Here is a 20,602-nt window from a genome sequence, read left to right as displayed (position 1 = left end):
TCTAATGCCTATGATCGTGGTAGTGAGTATAGAATCCTAGAGAAGAAAGTGCATTTGAAAATTCAGAGTTAGGAGTTATTTTGTTTGGTATTCCGCTGCAGCATATGTGACTGTTTAAGCATATCACTTGATCAGAGTTTTTTATTACAGTAAATAAATCGTGCGAGATCATAAAAACCGTAATATTTATCTTTTTACGTATCATATTAATAAGCCAGTAAAATTCTTGTTGACTCGTTACGTCTAAAGACTGCAACGGTTCATCTAAAATAATTAAGTCGGGATTATTAACTATTGAACATGCAAGAACCACTTTCTGAAACTGCCCTCCTGAGAGCTTAGAAATTTCTTGATCTTTTATATGTTCTAAATCAATAAACGAGTTAATTTCTTTAATATTGTTATTGAAGTTATTTGGTGCTAATAGATCTAAAAATTTTTTCACTGTGATAGGTAAATCAGGGCTTAGCCCAAACTTCTGCGGTACATATCCAATTTTTAATTTGGGATTTATTATGATCTCACCACTTGTCGGTTTTTCAAGTCCAAGCATTAATCGTACTATGGTAGTTTTACCTGCACCGTTAGGTCCGATTAAAGTAGTAATGTTATTTTTTCTGACAGTGAAACTAACGTTATTTATCGGCAATTTATTACCGAATTTTTTAGATACGTTACGAAACTCTATTATAGGTTTTTCCATTTATTTATCTATGGAATAAATTCCTATTAGTTCTGCATCGGTAAGTAAATTGTTTTAGCAAAGCTAATACTAAATCTTGTTTGCTAGCATTCTCATCAAGTTCAAGATAATCATTTAGAGTGTATAGTTTGCAAAAATAACGATGAGGTTTACCGGTAGGCGGACAAGAACTACCGTATTTTTTTTCTTTCCAGCTATTATTTAAAATTTTAATATTGCTATCTATTTGTCCTTCTGAAGGCTCACTAATAAAAGCAGTATATATTATCCAATGATCCTTATCGTGCGGCGGTGCTATTTCTACCGGTGCATCCAGATCATCCATGATAAGTGTAAAAGCTTTAGTATCTGAAGGAGCATTATTCGACTCTAAATGCGGTGAAACATTTTGTCCTTTACAAGTGAATTTATCAGGAATATGGTTATTATGTTTAAGTGCCATACTTGTTATTATAAAAGTCATAATTATTTACTCTCTATGAGTGTTGTGTATGTTATTCCCGCGAAAGCTGGAATCCAGTTTTTTGTATCATCCCACGAACTTGTAGTGGGTTCCAGTCTTTTTTAAATTTTTTCTGAATTCCTGCTTTCACGGGAATAACATAGCACTACTTATCAATTTACAACTTGCCATTGTCCATCAGGTTGGCGACATGCATTACCGTATGCTTTTTGCTGTTTTCCACCTATTACAACTGTTTGAGTGTACTCACGGCAATATTGACCAGTGCTATTTTTATAAGTTTTGCTAGGTGTTACATAACCGTAATTACCGTTATCTGGATTACGCCATTCTATGCTAGTACCGCTAGGTGTTGTTTCTAACGCTCTTTGCGAGGTGAGTTCTGCAAGTCTTCTATCCTGCTCGTCCATGCCTGCACCAATTTGATTACCAAGGATAGCACCTAGTAATGCTCCAGCACCTACTCCAATAAGCTGTCCTTTACCCTTACCGAACTGGGAACCCAGTAACGCACCTGCCGTACCGCCAATTAGCGTACCGCTACCTTGCTTATTCATACCGCCTGAACCGGTACATGCTTGTAACATAAAAGCTACAAGAGCTATAATCATAATTTTAGATAATAGTTTCATATTAAATCCTCTTTAATTAATATATTATTTAATTAAGTATATGGTTTTTAGAATTTTGTAAAGTATAAAACTCATTGAATTTTATATTTTCTTTGTTAAACTAACAAAAGTAAATTGGAAAGATTTGTCATGGATACTAATAGCTGTAGTCGATTAATAAAATCAGCATCTTATTTATCTGTTACTATGGCATTAATTATTTTAAGTATAAAATTATATGCTTGGATTGTTACCGATTCACAATCAATACTTGCTTCTTTAATTGACTCGATGCTTGATATAATATCCTCTTTTATTAATTTAATAGCTGTAAGATTTGCTTTGCAACCACCTGATCATCATCATCGATTCGGGCATGAAAAAATGCAGGATTTAACAATTTTTTCTCAATCGATATTTTTCTTTGCTTCAGCTTTTTTTATAGGTTTTTCTTCACTTAAATCTTTATTTGAAAAAACAAAACCAGAGAATATTAGCGACGGTACTAAAGTAATGTATGTATGTATATTCTTAACAATTATTTTAGTACTTTATCAAACTTATGTAATTAAAAAAACAGGATCGGAGATAGTAAAAGCTGATAAGCTTCATTATTTCACAGACTTACTAACTAATGTTATAGTAATTATCTCTATAAATTTAAGCGATCATTTTTGGTTTGTTGATTCATTATTTGGTGTGGTTATTGCATTATATATATTTTACGCTTCTTATTCTTTATTTAGAAAGGCATTTAAAAATTTAGTAGATCATGAATTACCTGAACAAGATAGGCAAAAAATTATCTCGATAATTAATAACCATTTAGGTGTGCAAGGTATGCACGAAATGAAAACTAGATATGCTGGTCAAAAAGCTTTTATCCAGTGCCATTTGGAAATAGACGGCAATATGTCGCTTTATAATGCTCATAAAATTAGTGATGAAATTGCTTTTGAAATATTACAGGAATTTCCGGAAGCTGAAATAATTATTCACCAAGATCCTCATGGACTTGAAGAACATGTAAATTATCGTGAATCTATTGTTAGATAAAGAAACTAGTTTTAATAACTTTTTCATGCAGCAAGCTTTAAAACAAGCTAGGATTGCTTTTGATAAAAATGAAGTTCCGGTTGGAGCAGTGATTGTAGATAGATTAAACCAGAAAATTATTGCTAGTAGTTATAATAATACCGAAGAAAAAAACAATGCTCTTTATCATGCTGAAATCATTACTATTAATGAAGCATGTAACATTATATCTTGTAAGAATTTAAATGATTATGATATTTATGTTACTTTAGAGCCTTGTGCTATGTGTGCGGCAGCGATTAGCCATAGCAGGTTGAAACGTTTGTTTTATGGAGTATCTGATCCTAAACATGGGGCTGTTGAAAGTAATTTGCGATATTTTAACAGTAGTGCTTGTTTTCATAGACCAGAAATATATAGTGGAATTCTTGCCGAAGATTCGGGACTATTAATGAAAGAGTTTTTTAAAAAAATAAGAACTACTATTCCTAATCATGGTAGAGCATTGTTACGTAACTCAAATGATGTCATTCCAGTGAAAGTGGGAGATTGTTGCATGGCGCGAAAAATAGCCCAAATGTCATTCCAGCGTAAGTGCGAATGACATATATAGTCGTATAACAGCATTGCTTTTAACTAGGAATGACATTGAGAGTATAAAATATGTTAATATTAACCCCATATTATTTTAATAAATTATCAAAGGTTATAATACCTATATTAACTATATCTACTTTCGTAATAATGGTTATAGGTCTTTATTTAGCTCTCATAGTTTCGCCGGTAGATTATCAACAAGGTGCGTTTGTACGCATTATGTATGTTCATGTACCTGCTTCTTGGATGGCCCTTGGTATTTATATTTTTATGGCAGCATGCAGCTTTAGTTATTTAGTATGGAAAACTACTATTAGCTATTTGTTAGCTGTAGCTTCTAGTTACATTGGCGCTAATTTTACTTTGATTAGTTTAGTAACAGGCTCTTTATGGGGAAAGCCTATATGGGGAACATGGTGGGTTTGGGATGCAAGACTTACCTCTATGCTTATATTATTTTTATTATATTTAAGCTATATTATAATAGTGAATAGTGCGGATAATATAAGAAAGACACAAAATCCTGCTTCGATTATTGCTCTTATCGGTTTGATTAACATACCGATAGTAAAATTCTCGGTAAATATTTGGTATAGCCTGCATCAGCCAGCTAGTGTTTTAAGGCTTGGTTCTCCTACTATTCATTCTTCAATGTTAAAACCCTTAATTATTATGTTTATAAGTTTTGTGCTATATTTTTTATTAATACTCACTATGCGTACTTCTGTATTAATTTATAAAATTAAGAATCGATAATAAAATGACTTATGTTGTAACCGATGAATGTGTAAAATGTAAATATACCGATTGCGTTGAAGTATGTCCTGTAGACTGCTTCTATGAAGGTGAATTAATGCTAGTCATTAACCCCGATGAATGTATAGATTGCGGCGTGTGTATTCCTGATTGTCCTATAGATGCCATCAAACCTGAATCACCGGAGTTAATAGAATGGGTAGAACGTGCAAAAGACTTTATAGAGAATAAGGGATGGAAAAATATTACCAAAAAAAGGCCTGCTTTAACTGATGCCGATAAATTTAAAGATGAGAAAGATAAGTTTAATAAATACATGTGTACTGAAGTATACTCCAAAGTAAAATGAATAGTTAGTTATATGAAGTTCAACTTGAAAAAGAGTAAGGAATCCACAGAGTGAGGAATGGAGCGTATATTAATTAACGTGAGACCATAGTTCTTGTAGGATGACTTAGTCAATTGTTCAAGTGGGGAATATATGTGTTTATTTTGTCACAAAACTTAATAAAAGCTTTTTCTATGAGTCTAATTGCCGATTAAATATAGCACTAAAAAATATAATATGTTATATGCTATTGAGATAATGTTTAATTAATTTGAGGTGTTAATCATGAAAAAGTTACTTTTAATAGCTGCTACAAGTGCAACAATGTTATCTTCTACCCTATCATTTGCTGATGGCATGGATAATGAGTGGTATTTAAGAATAGGTGCCGGTGCAGCAATGTTTAATAAAGAAAAAGATGAGGCAACTAGTGTTAAATTAAAATCTAATATGACTGTTTCCGTTGATTTAGGTATCGGTTATTATTTTTCCAAAAATTTTAGAACTGATTTAACTTTAGGTACTATAATTGGTGGAAAGTTAAAGAAATCTGGAACTGCGACTAATGTACCTTTTTCTGGTACTAATGTTTCAGTAAGCTATAAACCTACTATTACACGTTTACTTATTAACGGCTATGTAGATTTAACTAATTTTAATATATTTGATGTTTTTGCCGGTGCCGGTGTTGGTCCTGCATTAGTTAAAGAGAAAATTACATATAACGGGATAACCGGTCTTGCATCTACAACTAAAAACAGAACTAATATCTCTTACAAGCTAACTTTAGGTACTTCTGCACAAATTGCTGATGATGTCAAAGTAGAACTAGCTTATAGCTGGATAAACGACGGTAAAGCAAAAAGTAAAAATGTAGTTTACCAAGGTCAAAAGGTACAAATCGGTGGAATGCGTTATCAAAGCCATAACTTAACAGCAAGTATAAGATTTGATATATAATTGAACAAGAAATATTAATAGTTTTAAGTAATAACCTAGTGTCATACCGTGGCTTGACCACGTTATCCAAAAGAATAATTTAAAATACTAGTATTATATTAGTATTTTAAGTTCGATCCCGCTACAAGATCGTGGGATGCAAAGTCAGGAATATCACTTAAAACTATTTTTTATCGAATTTAGGTAAAAATTGTAAAATTATTATCTAATATCGTTTTTACTAACAATATAAAATTTAAAGGAAAAATTGAACAATATGAAAAAATTACTTTTAATATCAGCTGCAAGCACAGCACTTTTAACTTCCAGTCTTTCATTCGCTGATTGCGATATGCATTCCTCTGTAGATTCATCTACTAATTCATCGATATCATCATCCTCTATGGAAAATCAATGGTATTTAAAACTTAATGCCGGTACCATGATTTTTAACAAAACAAAACCTTCTATATCTAAAGGTACAGATTTTAAACTAAAATCTAATACTGGTTTTACTGGTAATATTGGAGTAGGTTATTATATCATGGATAATTTAAGAACCGATTTAACACTTGGAACAGTAATAAATGTGCATCTGAAAAAAAGTACAAGAGGTAATATAGTAAAACATAAGCCTACTATTGTAAGTGCGTTACTTAATGGTTATGTAGATTTTGTTGATTTAAGTATGTTTAAAGTTTTTGCTGGTGCTGGTGTTGGGCTTGCAATGGTAAAAGAGACAATCACAGGAAAAGACGTTTCTACAAATGCTAATGGTATAACTTTGACTGTTAATAATCCTAGCCTAACTACTAAAAATAAAATCAATTTTGCTTATCAATTATCTTTAGGTACTTCATTTGAAGTAGCACAAGGTGTAAAAGCAGAACTCGTTTATAGCTGGACAGATTACGGTAAAACAAAAAATACCACTAAAGCTATGTATGGAGTTACACATAAATTTGGTGGAACCAGTTATAAAGGTAATAACCTAATGGCAGGTTTAAGATTTGATATGTAATTAGCTATTAAATCTTTTTACAAGCTATTAACACGAAAAAGGAGTCTTTAATTTTAAAGACTCCTTTTTTGTTTATGTACTTTGACTTTGTTGTGTCATTCCTGCTTTTGCAGGAATGACATTAACCACTTTTAAGAACTACGCAACAACAATGTCATAAGATTTGTGGGAATGCATGCAGAATATGATAAGATAAATGTTAAGGAGATTTGAGTATGGAAATAAATATTATAAAAACAGCAAAAGAATATCAAGAACCATTAAAAGAAATAGATAGTTTATTAGATGCAAAAGAAAATTCATCAAAAAGCTGAAAAATTAGAAATATTATCAGTCTTAGTATAAGCTTATAAGCATAAATATTATAAAATAGAAAGCACCTGATCCAATTGCAGCAATGAATTTTAGGATAGAAGCAGCTTGGTCTTTCTAGGAAAGATTTAGAAAAGAGTATCAAGAAGTAAAGTGTCTGAAATGCTTAATAAAAGAAGAGCTTATTATACTTTGTCTATGATTAGAAAATTACATTAAAATTAAATATTAGGGCAGATATTTTAATTCAGGAAATTCACGAGAAGAGAGCATAATTTAATTATCATGCCTTAGAGGCGTCTGTCTCTGTAAAGTTATTTTAATTGATAATTAAAGAGATTTAATAGCGAAACTTAATAAGTTTTTTGCTGGAATAGCTGTTCCTATTTCAAAAAAACTTATAAGTTATAGCAAAAAAAGAATTTAATTATCAATTAAAATAACTTTACAGAGACAGACGCCTCTAAGGCTTTTGCTTATAGAACGTTACATTCATTTGATGTATTGCTTCAAAGCCTAAATAAATTTTAATACGTTCTAGTATAATATCTTGATAATAAGGTAATTCTGCTGCAATAGCATTATCTTCTGCTTGTATAAATAGAGTATTAATTTTCCGTTTTTTATAAGTATATGTGGTGATTTTTAAAGGTAAGGCCTTAGTGCTGAAGTGAAACCCGACTATTTTATTCCAGTTAATTATGATTTCAGGTAGCAACGGATGTTGTTTGGCAAATAGACGTCTAATTATTTTATCAATATCCTCTTTAATTAGTTTCATTTTAATAAACTCTGCACTGTTAAAGTTATAACGGCTAAAGCAAGCATTATAGATATTATAGGAAAATATAAAGATGTAACCGATATAATTATTAAAAATATATTACAAACCGCTATAATCGATACTACTTGTTTATGAGACTTACCTTTTTGTACTGCTTTTTGAAAAAAATGCTTTAAATGAGGTTGCCAAATTTTTTCTTTATTGAGTAGCCGAATTAATATGGTTAGCACGGCATCGGTAATGTAATATAAGCTAGCAATAACACAAGCTATAAATAAATTAGTATTTGTAAGAGCAAGTAAGAGCAAACAAAGACCCGTTAAGAATCCAAGGCTAATACTTCCTACATCTCCTAAAAATATTTTTGCCGGATGCCAATTAAATATTAAAAAACCACAGGAACAACCAAGAATAATAACATTTACACTAGATATAAAATATGGGTTATCAATAGCCGAAAATTGTAAAAAACATAATATAAGCATAGTGCTAGCAAGATGAATAGATTCTATGCAACTCATACCATCTATACCGTCCATAAAATTATATATATTAATAAAACCGCTTAAAGCTATAACTAAAATAGCATATATTATTATATGCACGGAGTTTACCTGTGAGAAAAGAAAAATAGCAAAAGCTGCACAAATTAAATGGACTATTAAGCGAATTAGAATAGGTACAGCTTTTAAGTCATCTAAAAAAGAAACCAAGGCAATTACTAATAATAATGGTAATATTTTTATTGAATTAACAAGGTTATTGCTTGTTATATATTCAAACCCGCTCAAAGCAATCATTACAACAATTACAATCGCAAGACCGCCACCGCGTGGTGTTATCTTATCATGAGAGCGACGACTACTCGGTACATCAACTAAACCGATTACAGGAAGATATTTAGTTAATATATATGTTAACATAGCAGTTGCTATAAACGAAAAAATAAATAATGTGCTATAGCTATTTATATTCATAGAACATATTAGATTTAAAACTATAATATTTGTTATTACTTAATAAATGACACATGATCATGTACTATAATATTTACAGGTTGGCATATCTCTACTATCTTATTTGAATATCGGCTTCAGGGTTACCATTTGGATGATTATGCATAAGTATAAAGTTTCTTGCTGCATTAAATTAAGCTCGTTTAATTATCTTGTAGGATATACCACAGCGTGGTCTATAGTGACTTGGCTTAAGATCTCATCATCGGCAATTAAAGTATTTTGCTTATTCAAAAATAATATACGAAATTGCTCTAAACGCATATTGCCCATATTAACTTTTAAATAATCAATACAAGAACTCCAGGAAGCAATAATATTCTTATTTCAATCTCTATTTACCAACTCACTTATTAGAGCTAATATATAAATTTTCATTGGTACCTTTAATACTAAGTAATCTTTCCTTATCAAATGATCAAGTAGCTTTGTAGCAAGAGGTTTTGCGTTTTTACAATGGATAGCCGCAAATAGTATTATTTCAAGTAATTTGTAATCGGAAAAATGTTCTGCTCCGGCGGCAATGAAGTGTTCTTTTACTCTTTTATGGTCGACCTATCTAATTGGTCGACCTATATAATGAGGTATACTCGATGAACTTGAAAAATTGTCTACATCATCTTTGTAAGTCATCGGATGCTCACATATTATTGCTCCACTACTTGGCTTACATACAGACTCCTTGCTCTTTTCCAAGTTGATCGTATAACCATTCTTTATTTCACAGGGAGTATACGTCTATTTCATTATTGCATAATTCTATCAATTTATTATTTAACATATGGAGGATAATCAAGTTTTTTATGCGATAACGTAAATATTTCAAAACCGTCTTTAGTCACACCTATAGTATGCTCAAATTGAGCCGATAATGATTTATCACGCGTAGTAACCGTCCATCCATCTAGCTTACTTAATATTGTGTTATAGTGACCGGCATTTATCATAGGTTCAATGGTAAAAAACATTCCTTCTTCTAACGTTAGACCTGTGCCGCTGCGACCGTAATTTAATATTGACGGTTCATCATGGAAAACTCTTCCAATACCGTGGCCTGTATAATCTCTCACTACCGAATAGTTATGCTTCTCAGCATAGCTTTGAATAGCATGCCCAATATCACCGAGTTTAGCACCAGGTCTCACTACTTCAATGCCTTTCATCATTGCATCATAGGTTACCTGAATAAGACGTTTTGGTTTAATGGCTACGTCACCGACATAATACATACGGCTAGTATCGCCGTACCAACCGTCTACAATTACCGTAACATCAATATTTACTATATCGCCGTTTCTTAAAGGCTTATCATTTGGAATGCCGTGACAAACTACATGATTTATCGAAGTACAAATCGATTTCGGAAAACCTTTATAATTTAACGGTGCGGGAATAGCATTATGAGCAGTGATAAAATTATGACAAAGGTCATTTAAACTATTGGTAGTAACATTCGGTTTTACGTGATCAGTAATAAAATCGAGTGTCTCTGCAGCCAATCTTCCTGCTGCCCGCATCTTTTCAAAATCTTTTTCTGTGTGGATTTTTATGGTCATGAATTTTAATTACCTTTCATTATAAATTACTTGAGAGTTATATAATCAAGTAAAAATATATTTTTCATATAATACAAAATGGTTCTTTTTATGTAAATAACTTATCCTATTTATTAAGAAGTGCCACTATGTTACTTTATTTAGGTTTTGGATATATTATTTAATATAATCGGTGTAGTTAGGTTATTATTTGCTCTTTCTGTAAATTCAAACTCTCATCCATGTATTAAATTTGTAGGTAGAGAAATTGCAGTACAATCCAGCTTTTATATAGCTATGATTCAAAGCAATTATACAAGCAAAATAAACTTTTGGAAAAGTAGATATTTAAGTCTTTATCCTACTTATATTTTTTGTATTTTAACTACTTATCTTCTTGCAGCAAAAATTTTCTTCTTTAAGGCAATTATATAATCTTCCATTTCCAGCTAGTTTTCTTATTTTTTACAAACCTAACAATGTTGTTTTAAGATGTAACAATTTTTGTTGATACCTCCTGTTTTGTCAATGGGGTTAGAACTGTCTTTTTATTTAATAGCACTTTGGATTCTAAAAAAGAAAAGTATCTATATTTTATCCACTAGAATTATTCTTCAATTTAATAGATTTATAGGCGATCCTTGGTTTTATAGATTCTTTCCTTCTGCACTTGCAATTTTCTTAATTGGTAGTCAAGCATTTTATATTTATACTAATAAAGTAATAAAGAAGTACATGAAGAAAAGTCTTGGCTTAATCAATTACTCTATATTATATGTTATATTAATAATTATTACTTTTCTGCTTATCCCAATAGAGCCTAAATTAAAAAAATTACTTTTTTATTGTTTATTTGCTCTATCTTTAGGACAAATATTTGACTTAATCAAAGATAATAAGTGAGATAAATGAATTGCTTTACTCTCTTACCCAATATATTATTGTCGTTTATATTGTCTTATATAATATAATTACCTGCTATTTCATATTGGGTGATAATGGGAAATTTCTTGATACATTAGTTACTTTTATAACAGTAATAATTATCTCTTTTTTAATTTATTTCTTTATTGAAAAGTCTATAGAGACTTATAGAAAAAGATATTAAATTCATAATTTAGCTTAATATTTAAAACTATGCTATATTACATAAACAAAATTCGTTCAAGCAATAAAATACAAGCTGTTATCTTAGGGATAATCGGGCTTGGTGTTGTTACTGTTCTCACATCATATAATATAGAGGATCCTTCTTTTAACTCGGTCACAACAGAGTATCCTAGTAATTTAGTCGGTATTTTTGGCTCTTATTTATCGGATTTTTTATATCAATTTTTTGGGTTAGCTGCTTTTATCATACCGCTTGCCTGCTTTGTTTGGGGGAGAAATTGTTGGTATGGAAGATATCGTGCACCATTTATACGTGTGTTTGTAATGTTGTTTGCTCTCTTAAGCAGTAGCACATTATTATCTAATATCAAACTAGAATTCATACCGGCAAATGCAGGCGGAGCTATTGGAATAATAGCCTTTAATTTCTTTGAAGGATTTACAAATCAACTTTACTTATTATTAATATTTTTTACCTTTATTATATTAGTCGTTTTACTTGAAATACAATTTACTTCTTTAAGTAATTTTATTATTAAGCTAGGTAAATTTTTAGCCTACCGGATACAATTTTTTTTACATAATGTATTTGCACGGTTGTCTTCAGTAAGATTATTCCCTAATAAGAATAATGATAAGATAAATATAACTTCTGCTTACCAAAAGCCTGTGAGTGAAAAAGTAAAATTCGTTGCAGAAAATAACCCTGCACCTGCAAATCCTATAAAATTCTTTAGCAAACCCCATGCTCCTAAAATATCTCAAATTGAAATAGCAGAATTGCCACCTATTTCGTTATTACGTGATGCTGAAAACCATCATGTAAAACTGGCTTCTTCCTCAGTGCTGAAACAAAAAGCTGAAGAGTTATTAACAGTGTTGAATGATTTTGGAGTTCATGGGCAAATTATTAATATAAACCAAGGACCAGTGGTAACTCAATATGAATTTGAGCCGGCAGCAGGTACTAAAACTTCAAGAGTGGTAGGCTTATCAGACGATATAGCACGCTCGTTATCTGCTTTATCAACAAGGATAGCAGTAATACCTGGGAAAAATGTACTTGGTATTGAACTGCCTAATAAGCAACGTGAATTCTTCTGTTTAAAAGAACTTATAGAGACACCTGAATATCAAGATAAATCAACTTTATTGCCGTTAGTCTTGGGTAAAGATTTAGCAGGTAAGCCGCTCATTGCCGACCTTGCTAAGATGCCTCACTTGCTTATTGCAGGAACTACCGGTTCAGGTAAATCGGTTGGGATTAACGCCATGATCATCTCGCTGTTATATCGCTATACTCCTGAAGAATGCCGCTTTATCATGATTGATCCGAAAATGCTAGAGTTATCAGCTTATGATGGAATACCGCATTTGCTAACTCCTGTGGTAACCGAGCCTTCTAAGGCAGTAGTTGCTCTTAAATGGGCAGTTAAGGAAATGGAAAATCGCTATAGAATGATGAGTAATATTGGGGTTAAAAATATCGCAGGTTATAATGCAAAAATCTTAGAGGCGGTTAAAGAAAATAGAGTAATTGAGCGTTCGATTCAAACGGGTTTTGATCCTGAAACCGGCAAACCTATTTACGAAACCATTACGATGAATATGGACAAACTACCTTACATAGTGGTAATTGTTGATGAGATGGCTGATTTAATGCTAGTGGCTGGTAAGGATATTGAAATGTTGATTCAAAGGCTTGCTCAAATGGCAAGAGCGGCAGGTATCCATATTATTATGGCAACGCAAAGACCTTCGGTAGACGTTATTACCGGCATCATTAAAGCCAATTTTCCAAGCCGTATTAGTTTTAAAGTTACCTCTAAAATTGATAGCCGTACGATTTTAGGCGAGCAAGGTTCCGAGCAGTTACTCGGTATGGGCGATATGCTATTTATGGGAAACACTTCAAAGATAAGTAGGGTACACGGACCATTTGTTAATGAAGCCGAAATTGAGAAAATTACGGAATATTTGAAAGAAACTGGTACACCTGAATATATATCTGCTGTTACCGAGCATCCTGAGGAAGACGACAGTAGTATTGATATCAGCGATGGCACATCTGATGAAGTACTTTACAAAAAAGCCGTGCAGATAGTGCATAATGAGCGGAAATCATCTATTAGCTATATCCAAAGATCGCTTAGAATCGGTTATAACAAAGCTGCTAATTTAGTTGAGAAAATGGAAAAAGAGGGGATAGTTTCACCACCAAACCATACTGGTAAGAGAGAAATATTATTGCCTAAGAGATAGGGATTTATGTTATCTAGTATTATTATTAATATATTTTTAATTGTCGCCGAAATATATTAAATAATGGAGATAATCTATGATTGTTCTCAATGCCTTTAAACTATAAAGCAATATATATGAGTGATTTAGAATTAGTAACAACTTTATATTATTAAGGATGTTAATTATTGAATACAAAGACCAATTATGATGTCTAATTCTTGCTGTCATACTATAAAAAGCTAACTACAGTGAAAAATTAATACAGTGATCAAGCTATGGGAGATAACACCGAATATACTTTAATAATGCTACACTGTGCTCTCCTCCCCTCTATTATGCAATAATGCCACAAATTTATAACAAATTTTGTAAAAATATCATTTATATATTAATTGTAATAGACATATTTAAAAAGTTAATTTAAAATGAGAACAAATTTCTAAGTTATTTAATTTCCTAAGTTATTTAATTTTTATTAAGGTCTATAAATATGACAAATATTTCTCCAAAACTATTCCAAAAAGTAATTCAAAAAGGTCTTAAAACCGCTTTATTCACCACCTCAACCGCAGCATTAATGCTGAGTAGTAGTGGGACATTGGGTGTTGCAAATGGTGTTATTTCTAATAATAATAATGCAGCATTTAGTGATAATATTGGTGCTAATAATTGGCATGGTATAACGCAGGCAGGAGCAGATAATGCTCAAGGTGTTGCCGGACCTCAAGATAATTATGCATTTACTTTCGGTGGTGATCATATTATCACTGCAGATGTAGCTGGTCGTATTATTCAGGCTATAAATGTTGCAGGTACTAATCCCGGAGGCCTAAATATCAATCACAATACCAATGTCGGGTCTATTATTACAGATGGTAACTTATTGCCTGTTACTATTAATGATAATCAAAATTTAACTTTAACCGGTACAAATGCAGTTGACATACAGCATGGTTTTAATGCTAATGCTAATATTTATACCGGTTTAGGAAATATCACTTTAGGTGGTGCAAATGCTCAATTAACCATTCACTCTAACATGCCTGCATTGATAATCCTTACAGGAAATATAAATGGAGGGGGTATAATAACTGCTAATACAGATACTACAATTAATGGAATAATAGGTAATGCTAATCCATTAGCTAAAATAAGTGTTGGGGCAACTACACTTTCTCTTGGAGGAAATATAGTAAAAGCAAATGCGATAAATTTAACAGATAATGTATCAGAATTGACGTTCACAAATCCTGTAGTAGTAACTGGAGCAATAGATAATACTGGTAATGCTAATAATGGTGTGGTGGCCTTTAATGATGCAAGTACAGTAACAGGTAGTATAGGTAATACAGCAGCATTAGCAAAATTGAGTGTAGGAGCAGGATTAGTACAAGTACAGGGTGGCGTAGTCAAAGCAAATGCAATAAATTTAACAGATAATGCATCAGAATTGACATTTGCAAATCCTGTGATAGTAACCGGAGCAATAGATAATACTGGTAATGCTAATAATGGTGTGGTGACCTTTAACGGTGATAGTACAGTAACAGGTAGTATAGGTAATACAGCAGCATTAGCAAAATTGAGTGTAGGAGCAGGCTTAGAAGTACAGGGCGACGTAGTCAAAGCAAATGCAATAAATTTAACAAATAATGCATCAAAATTGACATTTGCAAATCCTGTAGTAGTAACTGGAGCAATAGATAATACTGGTAATGCTAATAATGGTGTGGTGGCCTTTAATGGTGCAAGTACAGTAATAGGTAGTATAGGTAATACAGCAGCATTAGCAAAATTGAGTGTAGGAGCAGGCTTAGAAGTACAGGGCGACGTAGTCAAAGCAAATGCAATAAATTTAACAAATAATGCATCAGAATTGACATTTACAAATCCTGTAGTAGTAACTGGAGCAATAGATAATACTGGTAATGCTAATAATGGTGTGGTGGCCTTTAATGGTGATAGTACAGTAACAGGTAGTATAGGTAATACAGCAGCATTAGCAAAATTGAGTGTAGGAGCAGGCTTAGAAGTACAGGGTGGCGTAGTCAAAGCAAATGCAATAAATTTAACAAATAATGCATCAGAATTGACATTTGCAAATCCTGTGATAGTAACCGGAGCAATAGATAATACTGGTAATGCTAATAATGGTGTGGTGACCTTTAACGGTGATAGTACAGTAACAGGTAGTATAGGTAATACGGCAGCATTAGCAAAATTGAGTGTAGGAGCAGGCTTAGTACAAGTACAGGGCGACGTAGTAAAAGCAAATGCAATAAATTTAACAAATAATGCATCAAAATTGACATTTGCAAATCCTGTGATAGTAACCGGAGCAATAGATAATACTGGTAATGCTAATAATGGTGTGGTGACCTTTAATGGCGCAAGTACAGTAACAGGTAGTATAGGTAATACGGCAGCATTAGCAAAATTGAGTGTAGGAGCAGGCTTAGTACAAGTACAGGGCGACGTAGTAAAAGCAAATGCAATAAATTTAACAAATAATGCATCAGAATTGACATTTGTAAATCCTGTGATAGTAACCGGAGCAATAGATAATACTGGTAATGCTAATAATGGTGTGGTGACCTTTAATGGCGCAAGTACAGTAACAGGTAGTATAGGTAATACAGCAGCATTAGCAAAATTGAGTGTAGGAGCAGGCTTAGAAGTACAGGGCGACGTAGTCAAAGCAAATGCAATAAATTTAACAAATAATGCATCAGAATTGACATTTGTAAATCCTGTGATAGTAACCGGAGCAATAGATAATACTGGTAATGCTAATAATGGTGTGGTGACCTTTAATGGCGCAAGTACAGTAACAGGTAGTATAGGTAATACAGCAGCATTAGCAAAATTGAGTGTAGGAGCAGGCTTAGTACAAGTACAGGGTGGCGTAGTCAAAGCAAATGCAATAAATTTAACAGATAATGCATCAAAATTGATGTTTGCAAATCCTGTAGTAGTAACTGGAGCAATAGATAATACTGGTAATGCTAATAATGGTGTGGTGACCTTTAATGGCGCAAGTACAGTAACAGGTAGTATAGGTAATACAGCAGCATTAGCAAAATTGAGTGTAGGAGCAGGCTTAGAAGTACAGGGCGACGTAGTCAAAGCAAATGCAATAAATTTAACAGATAATGCATCAAAATTGACATTTGCAAATCCTGTAGTAGTAACTGGAGCAATAGATAATACTGGTAATGCTAATAATGGTGTGGTGACCTTTAATGGCGCAAGTACAGTAACAGGTAGTATAGGTAATACAGCAGCATTAGCAAAATTGAGTGTAGGAGCAGGCTTAGAAGTACAGGGCGATGTAGTAAAAGCAAATGCAATAAATTTAACAAATAATGCATCAGAATTGACATTTACAAATCCTGTAGTAGTAACCGGAGCAATAGATAATACTGGTAATGCTAATAATGGTGTGGTGACCTTTAATGGCGCAAGTACGGTAACAGGTAGTATAGGTAATACAGCAGCATTAGCAAAATTGAGTGTAGGAGCAGGCTTAGAAGTACAGGGTGGCGTAGTCAAAGCAAATGCAATAAATTTAACAGATAATGCATCAGAATTGACATTTGCAAATCCTGTGATAGTAACCGGAGCAATAGATAATACTGGTAATGCTAATAATGGTGTGGTGGCCTTTAATGGCGCAAGTACGGTAACCGGCAATATAGGTGATACAGCAGCATTAGCAAAATTGAGTGTAGGAGCAGGATTAGTACAAGTACAGGGCGGCATAGTCAAAGCAAATGTGATAAATTTAACAGATAATGCATCAGAATTGACATTTATAAATCCTGTGATAGTAACCGGAGCAATAGATAATACTGATAATGCTAATAATGGTGTGGTGACCTTTAACGGTGATAGTACAGTAACAGGTAGTATAGGTGATACATCAGCATTAGCAACAGTGAATGTAGGAGCAGGAGCAACATTACAAGTTGGAGGAAGTCTAGTTGTAAATAATATAGATTTTAAAGCTGGTGGTAGTACATTAGAGTTTAACGGTCCTGCAGGTCCAATGTATAACTTAACCGGTGTTATAGCAAACGGTAATAACGGTAAACTTAATATTAATGCTGCCAGTACAGTGGTTGCAAATGATGCTAGTATCGGTGAAGTTGCACAAATTGACATTCAAAATGGTAAGAATTTTGGAATAAATGCTAAGAACGCTGATGTTAATTTATTAAACGGTCAGGTGATTAGTTTTAAAGGGGCAAATTCAAGCCTTTTATTAGTTAACAATAGTACTACAGATGATAGAGTTATAACTCTTAAAAATGATTTACCAGCGTTTGCAACCGGTGGTGGTCAATTAACTCTTATTGGTACAACAAAGCTTATAACCTTACAAGGTGATGGTGGAGCTAAAGCAATAGGTACGGTAAGAAATGAATTAGGATCATTAAACATTTTTGGTAATGTAGCATTTAATAATATAGATACTACAAATGTTATTGAATTTAATATCCTAAATAATACAAAGTTTGTTGATGTAGGCGGTATTACGAACCAAATTAATAAAATAAATATAGGAGCTGCAAATGCACTATGTGCTGCCGGTGAAGGTTCTTATACTATTGATACAGAAGGTCCTAATGCAATAAATATTTTAGCCAATGGTCAGACTATTAATTTTGCACATGAAGATGCTGAATTAGTATTACAAAATAGTGCAGTCGGTAACGGTACAATAATATTAAATGCTGTACTTGACCCTCTTGCACCAAATAAAGGTAAACTTGTTGTAGATTCAGGAGCTGCGGGTGGGAGAATAATACTTGCAAGTGTCGGTGGTGCTACTTACGGTACTGCAGTAAATAGGTTAAAAGAATTGGAATTTAAAGGAAACGGAGCATTCCAAATAGATACGGAGATATTTGCTAACGATTTAGAATTATCAGTACCGGCAATTACTTACAATCAGGATATCAATGCTAATTTAACATTTGGAGCTAATACTGCTTTAACTCAAAACTATAATATTAATGGTAATGTAGATTTTAATAATCAGGCAGCGGTTATAACACTCGGTGTAGATAAAAGTATCAACGGTAGTGTTACAAGCAGCAATGGAGTTAACGGTACGATAATTGCAAGAGGTGCTAGCACTATTAAAGGCGCTATTACGAATCTCGCTATGTTAAAATTAGGTGCGGGTAATGTAACTATAACCACAGGCGGTAATACTAGCATCACTGAAATCCAAGGTAACGGTACAGGAATGTTAACAATGCCGGCTATTAACTTAATAGGTAGTATAAATAAAACTGGAGGTCAAGCGTTAAAGTTGAACTTCACTGGTGGTGGTAGTGTCATCGGTGTTGTCGGTAATGCAAATAATCCAGTGGGTGATATTACCACCGCAGGCACAATGAGTTTTGGAAGCAGTGTTAACGCAAAAGGTACTGCGACATTTGGCGGTAATACAAGTTTTGCTGATACGTTTACTAATACAGGACCAGTGACTTTAGTCACAGGTTCTACCTATAATTTTGCTAAAGATGTAACCGCGATGAGCTTTAAAGCTGATGGTGCTACTATGAATTTCAGTAATAACCTAGCATTTAACGGTGCCATCACAGGTAGCGGTACTACTATTAACTTAGGAGCAAATCAAGTAACCTATACAGGAACAGGTAGCTTTACCGATACATTAACCTTAAATACTACTTTTGACGGAGCAGTTAAGTCAGGCGGTAATATTTTAATTAAATCAGGTAGTACTCTTGATTTATCAGGGGTTTCAACTTTAGAACTTGTTGTGACTGCTACTAATTTCGATATTAATAATATAGATCCAAATACAAAATATACAGTAGTATCTGCAGAAACAGCCGGTGGTTTAAAGCCTGCCCCCGCAGATAATGTTAAAGTAACTATTAACAATGAAAACCGTTTTGTCAACTTTACTTTTGATGAATTGTCTTTAACTTTATTTGCAGAAGACGTATCTAAAGCAGTGATAGACAAAGAGTTTACAGGTTTTACTCAAACATCGCTTGAAAGAATGGCAAAAGCACAAAACGGTTCAGATGCACGTCAGGCTCTTAATAATGACTTCGGATCTATGACAAATTCACAGGTAGTAGATGCTGTAAGTCATCTCATACAAGATGTTATAAAACCTAGTGATACTATAGCTGCTGTTAATAATCAAATTATAGCAAGTAATATATCAAATAGTTTAATTAATCTAAATGCTAGAATTGCTGAACTACAGCCGGTTGCCGTAGCTGCAGGTGATGAGGATAGAGATGCTAAGTTTGGTGCATGGGTAAGCCCATTTGTCGGTAATACAACGCAAAAGATGCGTAATAACATAAGCGGTTATAAGTCTAATACAACGGGCGGTACTATAGGTTTTGACGGCCTAGTTAGCGATCATTTAGCGTTAGGGCTTGCATATACAAGGGCTGATACCGATATCAAACTAAAAAATAATAAGAAGGGTGATAAGAATAAAGCACAGAGTAACATCTATTCTTTATATGGTTTATATAACTTACCTTATGAAAATTTCTTTGTTGAAGCTATAGCATCTTACTCGGATAATAAAATAAGAAGCAAATCAAGACGTGTTGTTGCAACGGCGGTGGATGCTATTGCTTATCAAACTGCAAGTGGTAAGTATAAATCCGAAGGCTATACAGGTCAGTTAATGGTAGGCTATACCTATGTAATGCCTGAGAACATTAACCTTACACCGGTAGCAGGACTTAGATACTCAGCCATCAAAGATAAAAGCTATAAAGAAACTGGAGCTACTTATCAAAATCTTGTCATTAAAGGAAAGCACTATAAAAGCTTTGACGGAATATTAGGGGCTAAACTATCAAGTAATATCAATGTCAGTGATGTAGTTCTAACACCTGAGCTTTACGCAATGGTTGATTATGCATTTAAGAACAGAGTGCCAGCTATTGATGCAAGATTACAAGGTATGGCACAACCATTCCCGACTAACCGCTTCAAGCAAAACAAAATAAGCTTTGATGTCGGTGTTGGTGTTACTGCTAAGTACAAAATGATGGAATACAGCATGAACTACGATACAAATATCGGAAGTAAGTATTTCGCACAGCAAGGTAGTGTAAAAGTTCGTATAAACTTCTAAT

The 20,602-nt window shown here is 33.1% G+C and carries 17 protein-coding genes and 1 pseudogene; 10 read left to right on the top strand and 8 right to left on the bottom strand.

Annotated features, from left to right (window positions below; translation table 11 throughout):
- Position 1: 1 nt before the first annotated feature.
- The 3 genes from A1E_RS04775 to A1E_RS04765 all read right to left on the bottom strand — a co-directional run bounded on the left by A1E_RS04775 (position 2) and on the right by A1E_RS04765 (position 1,798).
- Positions 2 to 703: an ATP-binding cassette domain-containing protein gene (locus A1E_RS04775; protein ID WP_012149182.1), complete on the bottom strand. Its 702-nt coding sequence runs from the start codon at positions 701 to 703 to the stop codon at positions 2 to 4.
- Between the two features lie 4 nt (positions 704 to 707).
- Positions 708 to 1,166: a YbhB/YbcL family Raf kinase inhibitor-like protein gene (locus A1E_RS04770; RefSeq protein WP_012149181.1), complete on the bottom strand. Its 459-nt coding sequence runs from the start codon at positions 1,164 to 1,166 to the stop codon at positions 708 to 710.
- A 152-nt stretch (positions 1,167 to 1,318) separates the two neighbouring features.
- Positions 1,319 to 1,798: an RT0821/Lpp0805 family surface protein gene (locus A1E_RS04765; protein ID WP_012149180.1), complete on the bottom strand. Its 480-nt coding sequence runs from the start codon at positions 1,796 to 1,798 to the stop codon at positions 1,319 to 1,321.
- A gap of 129 nt (positions 1,799 to 1,927) precedes the next feature.
- On the opposite strand from A1E_RS04765, the gene A1E_RS04760 reads away from it, so the two are divergent.
- From A1E_RS04760 to A1E_RS04735, 6 genes are all read left to right on the top strand, one after another.
- On the top strand, positions 1,928 to 2,833 hold the full coding sequence (locus tag A1E_RS04760; protein ID WP_012149179.1) for a cation diffusion facilitator family transporter: 906 nt from the start codon (positions 1,928 to 1,930) through the stop codon (positions 2,831 to 2,833).
- Positions 2,814 to 3,416, top strand: coding sequence for a nucleoside deaminase (locus tag A1E_RS04755; RefSeq protein WP_012149178.1), 603 nt, complete (start codon positions 2,814 to 2,816; stop codon positions 3,414 to 3,416). Before A1E_RS04760 ends, A1E_RS04755 begins: the two co-directional genes overlap by 20 nt.
- Positions 3,417 to 3,475: 59 nt before the next feature.
- Positions 3,476 to 4,165: a heme ABC transporter permease gene (locus A1E_RS04750; protein WP_012149177.1), complete on the top strand. Its 690-nt coding sequence runs from the start codon at positions 3,476 to 3,478 to the stop codon at positions 4,163 to 4,165.
- 4 nt (positions 4,166 to 4,169) lie between these two features.
- On the top strand, positions 4,170 to 4,514 hold the full coding sequence (gene fdxA, locus A1E_RS04745) for a ferredoxin FdxA (protein WP_012149176.1): 345 nt from the start codon (positions 4,170 to 4,172) through the stop codon (positions 4,512 to 4,514).
- A 264-nt stretch (positions 4,515 to 4,778) separates the two neighbouring features.
- Positions 4,779 to 5,453 (top strand): porin family protein, encoded by a 675-nt coding sequence (locus tag A1E_RS04740; protein WP_012149175.1) that lies wholly within the window; start codon positions 4,779 to 4,781, stop codon positions 5,451 to 5,453.
- 256 nt (positions 5,454 to 5,709) lie between these two features.
- On the top strand, positions 5,710 to 6,453 hold the full coding sequence (locus A1E_RS04735; RefSeq protein WP_012149174.1) for an outer membrane protein: 744 nt from the start codon (positions 5,710 to 5,712) through the stop codon (positions 6,451 to 6,453).
- A 775-nt stretch (positions 6,454 to 7,228) separates the two neighbouring features.
- Here the strand turns inward: A1E_RS04735 and A1E_RS04730 are convergent.
- From A1E_RS04730 to map, 5 genes and pseudogenes are all read right to left on the bottom strand, one after another.
- Positions 7,229 to 7,546, bottom strand: a complete 318-nt coding sequence (locus tag A1E_RS04730; RefSeq protein WP_012149172.1) for a DciA family protein — start codon at positions 7,544 to 7,546, stop codon at positions 7,229 to 7,231.
- Positions 7,543 to 8,526, bottom strand: coding sequence for an MraY family glycosyltransferase (locus A1E_RS04725; RefSeq protein WP_012149171.1), 984 nt, complete (start codon positions 8,524 to 8,526; stop codon positions 7,543 to 7,545). Before A1E_RS04725 ends, A1E_RS04730 begins: the two co-directional genes overlap by 4 nt.
- A gap of 186 nt (positions 8,527 to 8,712) precedes the next feature.
- Positions 8,713 to 8,838 (bottom strand): JAB domain-containing protein, encoded by a 126-nt coding sequence (locus tag A1E_RS07040; RefSeq protein WP_012149170.1) that lies wholly within the window; start codon positions 8,836 to 8,838, stop codon positions 8,713 to 8,715.
- Between the two features lie 73 nt (positions 8,839 to 8,911).
- Positions 8,912 to 9,111, bottom strand: a pseudogene (locus A1E_RS07350) (DNA repair protein); the annotation flags it as partial.
- Between the two features lie 224 nt (positions 9,112 to 9,335).
- A complete protein-coding gene (map, locus tag A1E_RS04715; protein WP_012149169.1) occupies positions 9,336 to 10,121 on the bottom strand; it encodes a type I methionyl aminopeptidase in 786 nt (261 codons plus the stop codon).
- Between the two features lie 147 nt (positions 10,122 to 10,268).
- Between map and A1E_RS07030 the strand changes: the two genes are divergently transcribed.
- The 4 genes from A1E_RS07030 to A1E_RS04700 all read left to right on the top strand — a co-directional run bounded on the left by A1E_RS07030 (position 10,269) and on the right by A1E_RS04700 (position 20,601).
- A complete protein-coding gene (locus A1E_RS07030; RefSeq protein WP_012149168.1) occupies positions 10,269 to 10,535 on the top strand; it encodes a hypothetical protein in 267 nt (88 codons plus the stop codon).
- Between the two features lie 93 nt (positions 10,536 to 10,628).
- A complete protein-coding gene (locus tag A1E_RS07025) occupies positions 10,629 to 11,003 on the top strand; it encodes a hypothetical protein (RefSeq protein WP_012149167.1) in 375 nt (124 codons plus the stop codon).
- 234 nt (positions 11,004 to 11,237) lie between these two features.
- Positions 11,238 to 13,472, top strand: a complete 2,235-nt coding sequence (locus tag A1E_RS04705) for an FtsK/SpoIIIE family DNA translocase (protein ID WP_012149166.1) — start codon at positions 11,238 to 11,240, stop codon at positions 13,470 to 13,472.
- Between the two features lie 472 nt (positions 13,473 to 13,944).
- Positions 13,945 to 20,601: an autotransporter outer membrane beta-barrel domain-containing protein gene (locus A1E_RS04700; protein ID WP_012149165.1), complete on the top strand. Its 6,657-nt coding sequence runs from the start codon at positions 13,945 to 13,947 to the stop codon at positions 20,599 to 20,601.
- The last annotated feature ends 1 nt before the right edge of the window (position 20,602 follow it).

Source organism: Rickettsia canadensis str. McKiel (genome assembly GCF_000014345.1).
GTDB lineage: Bacteria > Pseudomonadota > Alphaproteobacteria > Rickettsiales > Rickettsiaceae > Rickettsia > Rickettsia canadensis.
The sequence above is the reverse complement of the archived record's forward strand: the minus strand, read 5'-3'. Positions and strand labels throughout refer to the sequence as shown.

Excerpts from the sequence above, each read along its gene's own strand:
- A1E_RS04775 (WP_012149182.1), bottom strand. The coding sequence starts at position 703 with ATGGAAAAACCTATAATAGAGTTTCGTAACGTATCTAAAAAATTCGGT.
- A1E_RS04770 (WP_012149181.1), bottom strand. The coding sequence starts at position 1,166 with ATGACTTTTATAATAACAAGTATGGCACTTAAACATAATAACCATATT.
- A1E_RS04765 (WP_012149180.1), bottom strand. The coding sequence starts at position 1,798 with ATGAAACTATTATCTAAAATTATGATTATAGCTCTTGTAGCTTTTATG.
- A1E_RS04760 (WP_012149179.1), top strand. The coding sequence starts at position 1,928 with ATGGATACTAATAGCTGTAGTCGATTAATAAAATCAGCATCTTATTTA.
- A1E_RS04750 (WP_012149177.1), top strand. The coding sequence starts at position 3,476 with ATGTTAATATTAACCCCATATTATTTTAATAAATTATCAAAGGTTATA.
- fdxA (WP_012149176.1), top strand. The coding sequence starts at position 4,170 with ATGACTTATGTTGTAACCGATGAATGTGTAAAATGTAAATATACCGAT.
- A1E_RS04740 (WP_012149175.1), top strand. The coding sequence starts at position 4,779 with ATGAAAAAGTTACTTTTAATAGCTGCTACAAGTGCAACAATGTTATCT.
- A1E_RS04735 (WP_012149174.1), top strand. The coding sequence starts at position 5,710 with ATGAAAAAATTACTTTTAATATCAGCTGCAAGCACAGCACTTTTAACT.
- A1E_RS04730 (WP_012149172.1), bottom strand. The coding sequence starts at position 7,546 with ATGAAACTAATTAAAGAGGATATTGATAAAATAATTAGACGTCTATTT.
- A1E_RS04725 (WP_012149171.1), bottom strand. The coding sequence starts at position 8,526 with ATGAATATAAATAGCTATAGCACATTATTTATTTTTTCGTTTATAGCA.
- A1E_RS07040 (WP_012149170.1), bottom strand. The coding sequence starts at position 8,838 with ATGGGCAATATGCGTTTAGAGCAATTTCGTATATTATTTTTGAATAAG.
- map (WP_012149169.1), bottom strand. The coding sequence starts at position 10,121 with ATGACCATAAAAATCCACACAGAAAAAGATTTTGAAAAGATGCGGGCA.
- A1E_RS07025 (WP_012149167.1), top strand. The coding sequence starts at position 10,629 with ATGGGGTTAGAACTGTCTTTTTATTTAATAGCACTTTGGATTCTAAAA.
- A1E_RS04705 (WP_012149166.1), top strand. The coding sequence starts at position 11,238 with ATGCTATATTACATAAACAAAATTCGTTCAAGCAATAAAATACAAGCT.
- A1E_RS04700 (WP_012149165.1), top strand. The coding sequence starts at position 13,945 with ATGACAAATATTTCTCCAAAACTATTCCAAAAAGTAATTCAAAAAGGT.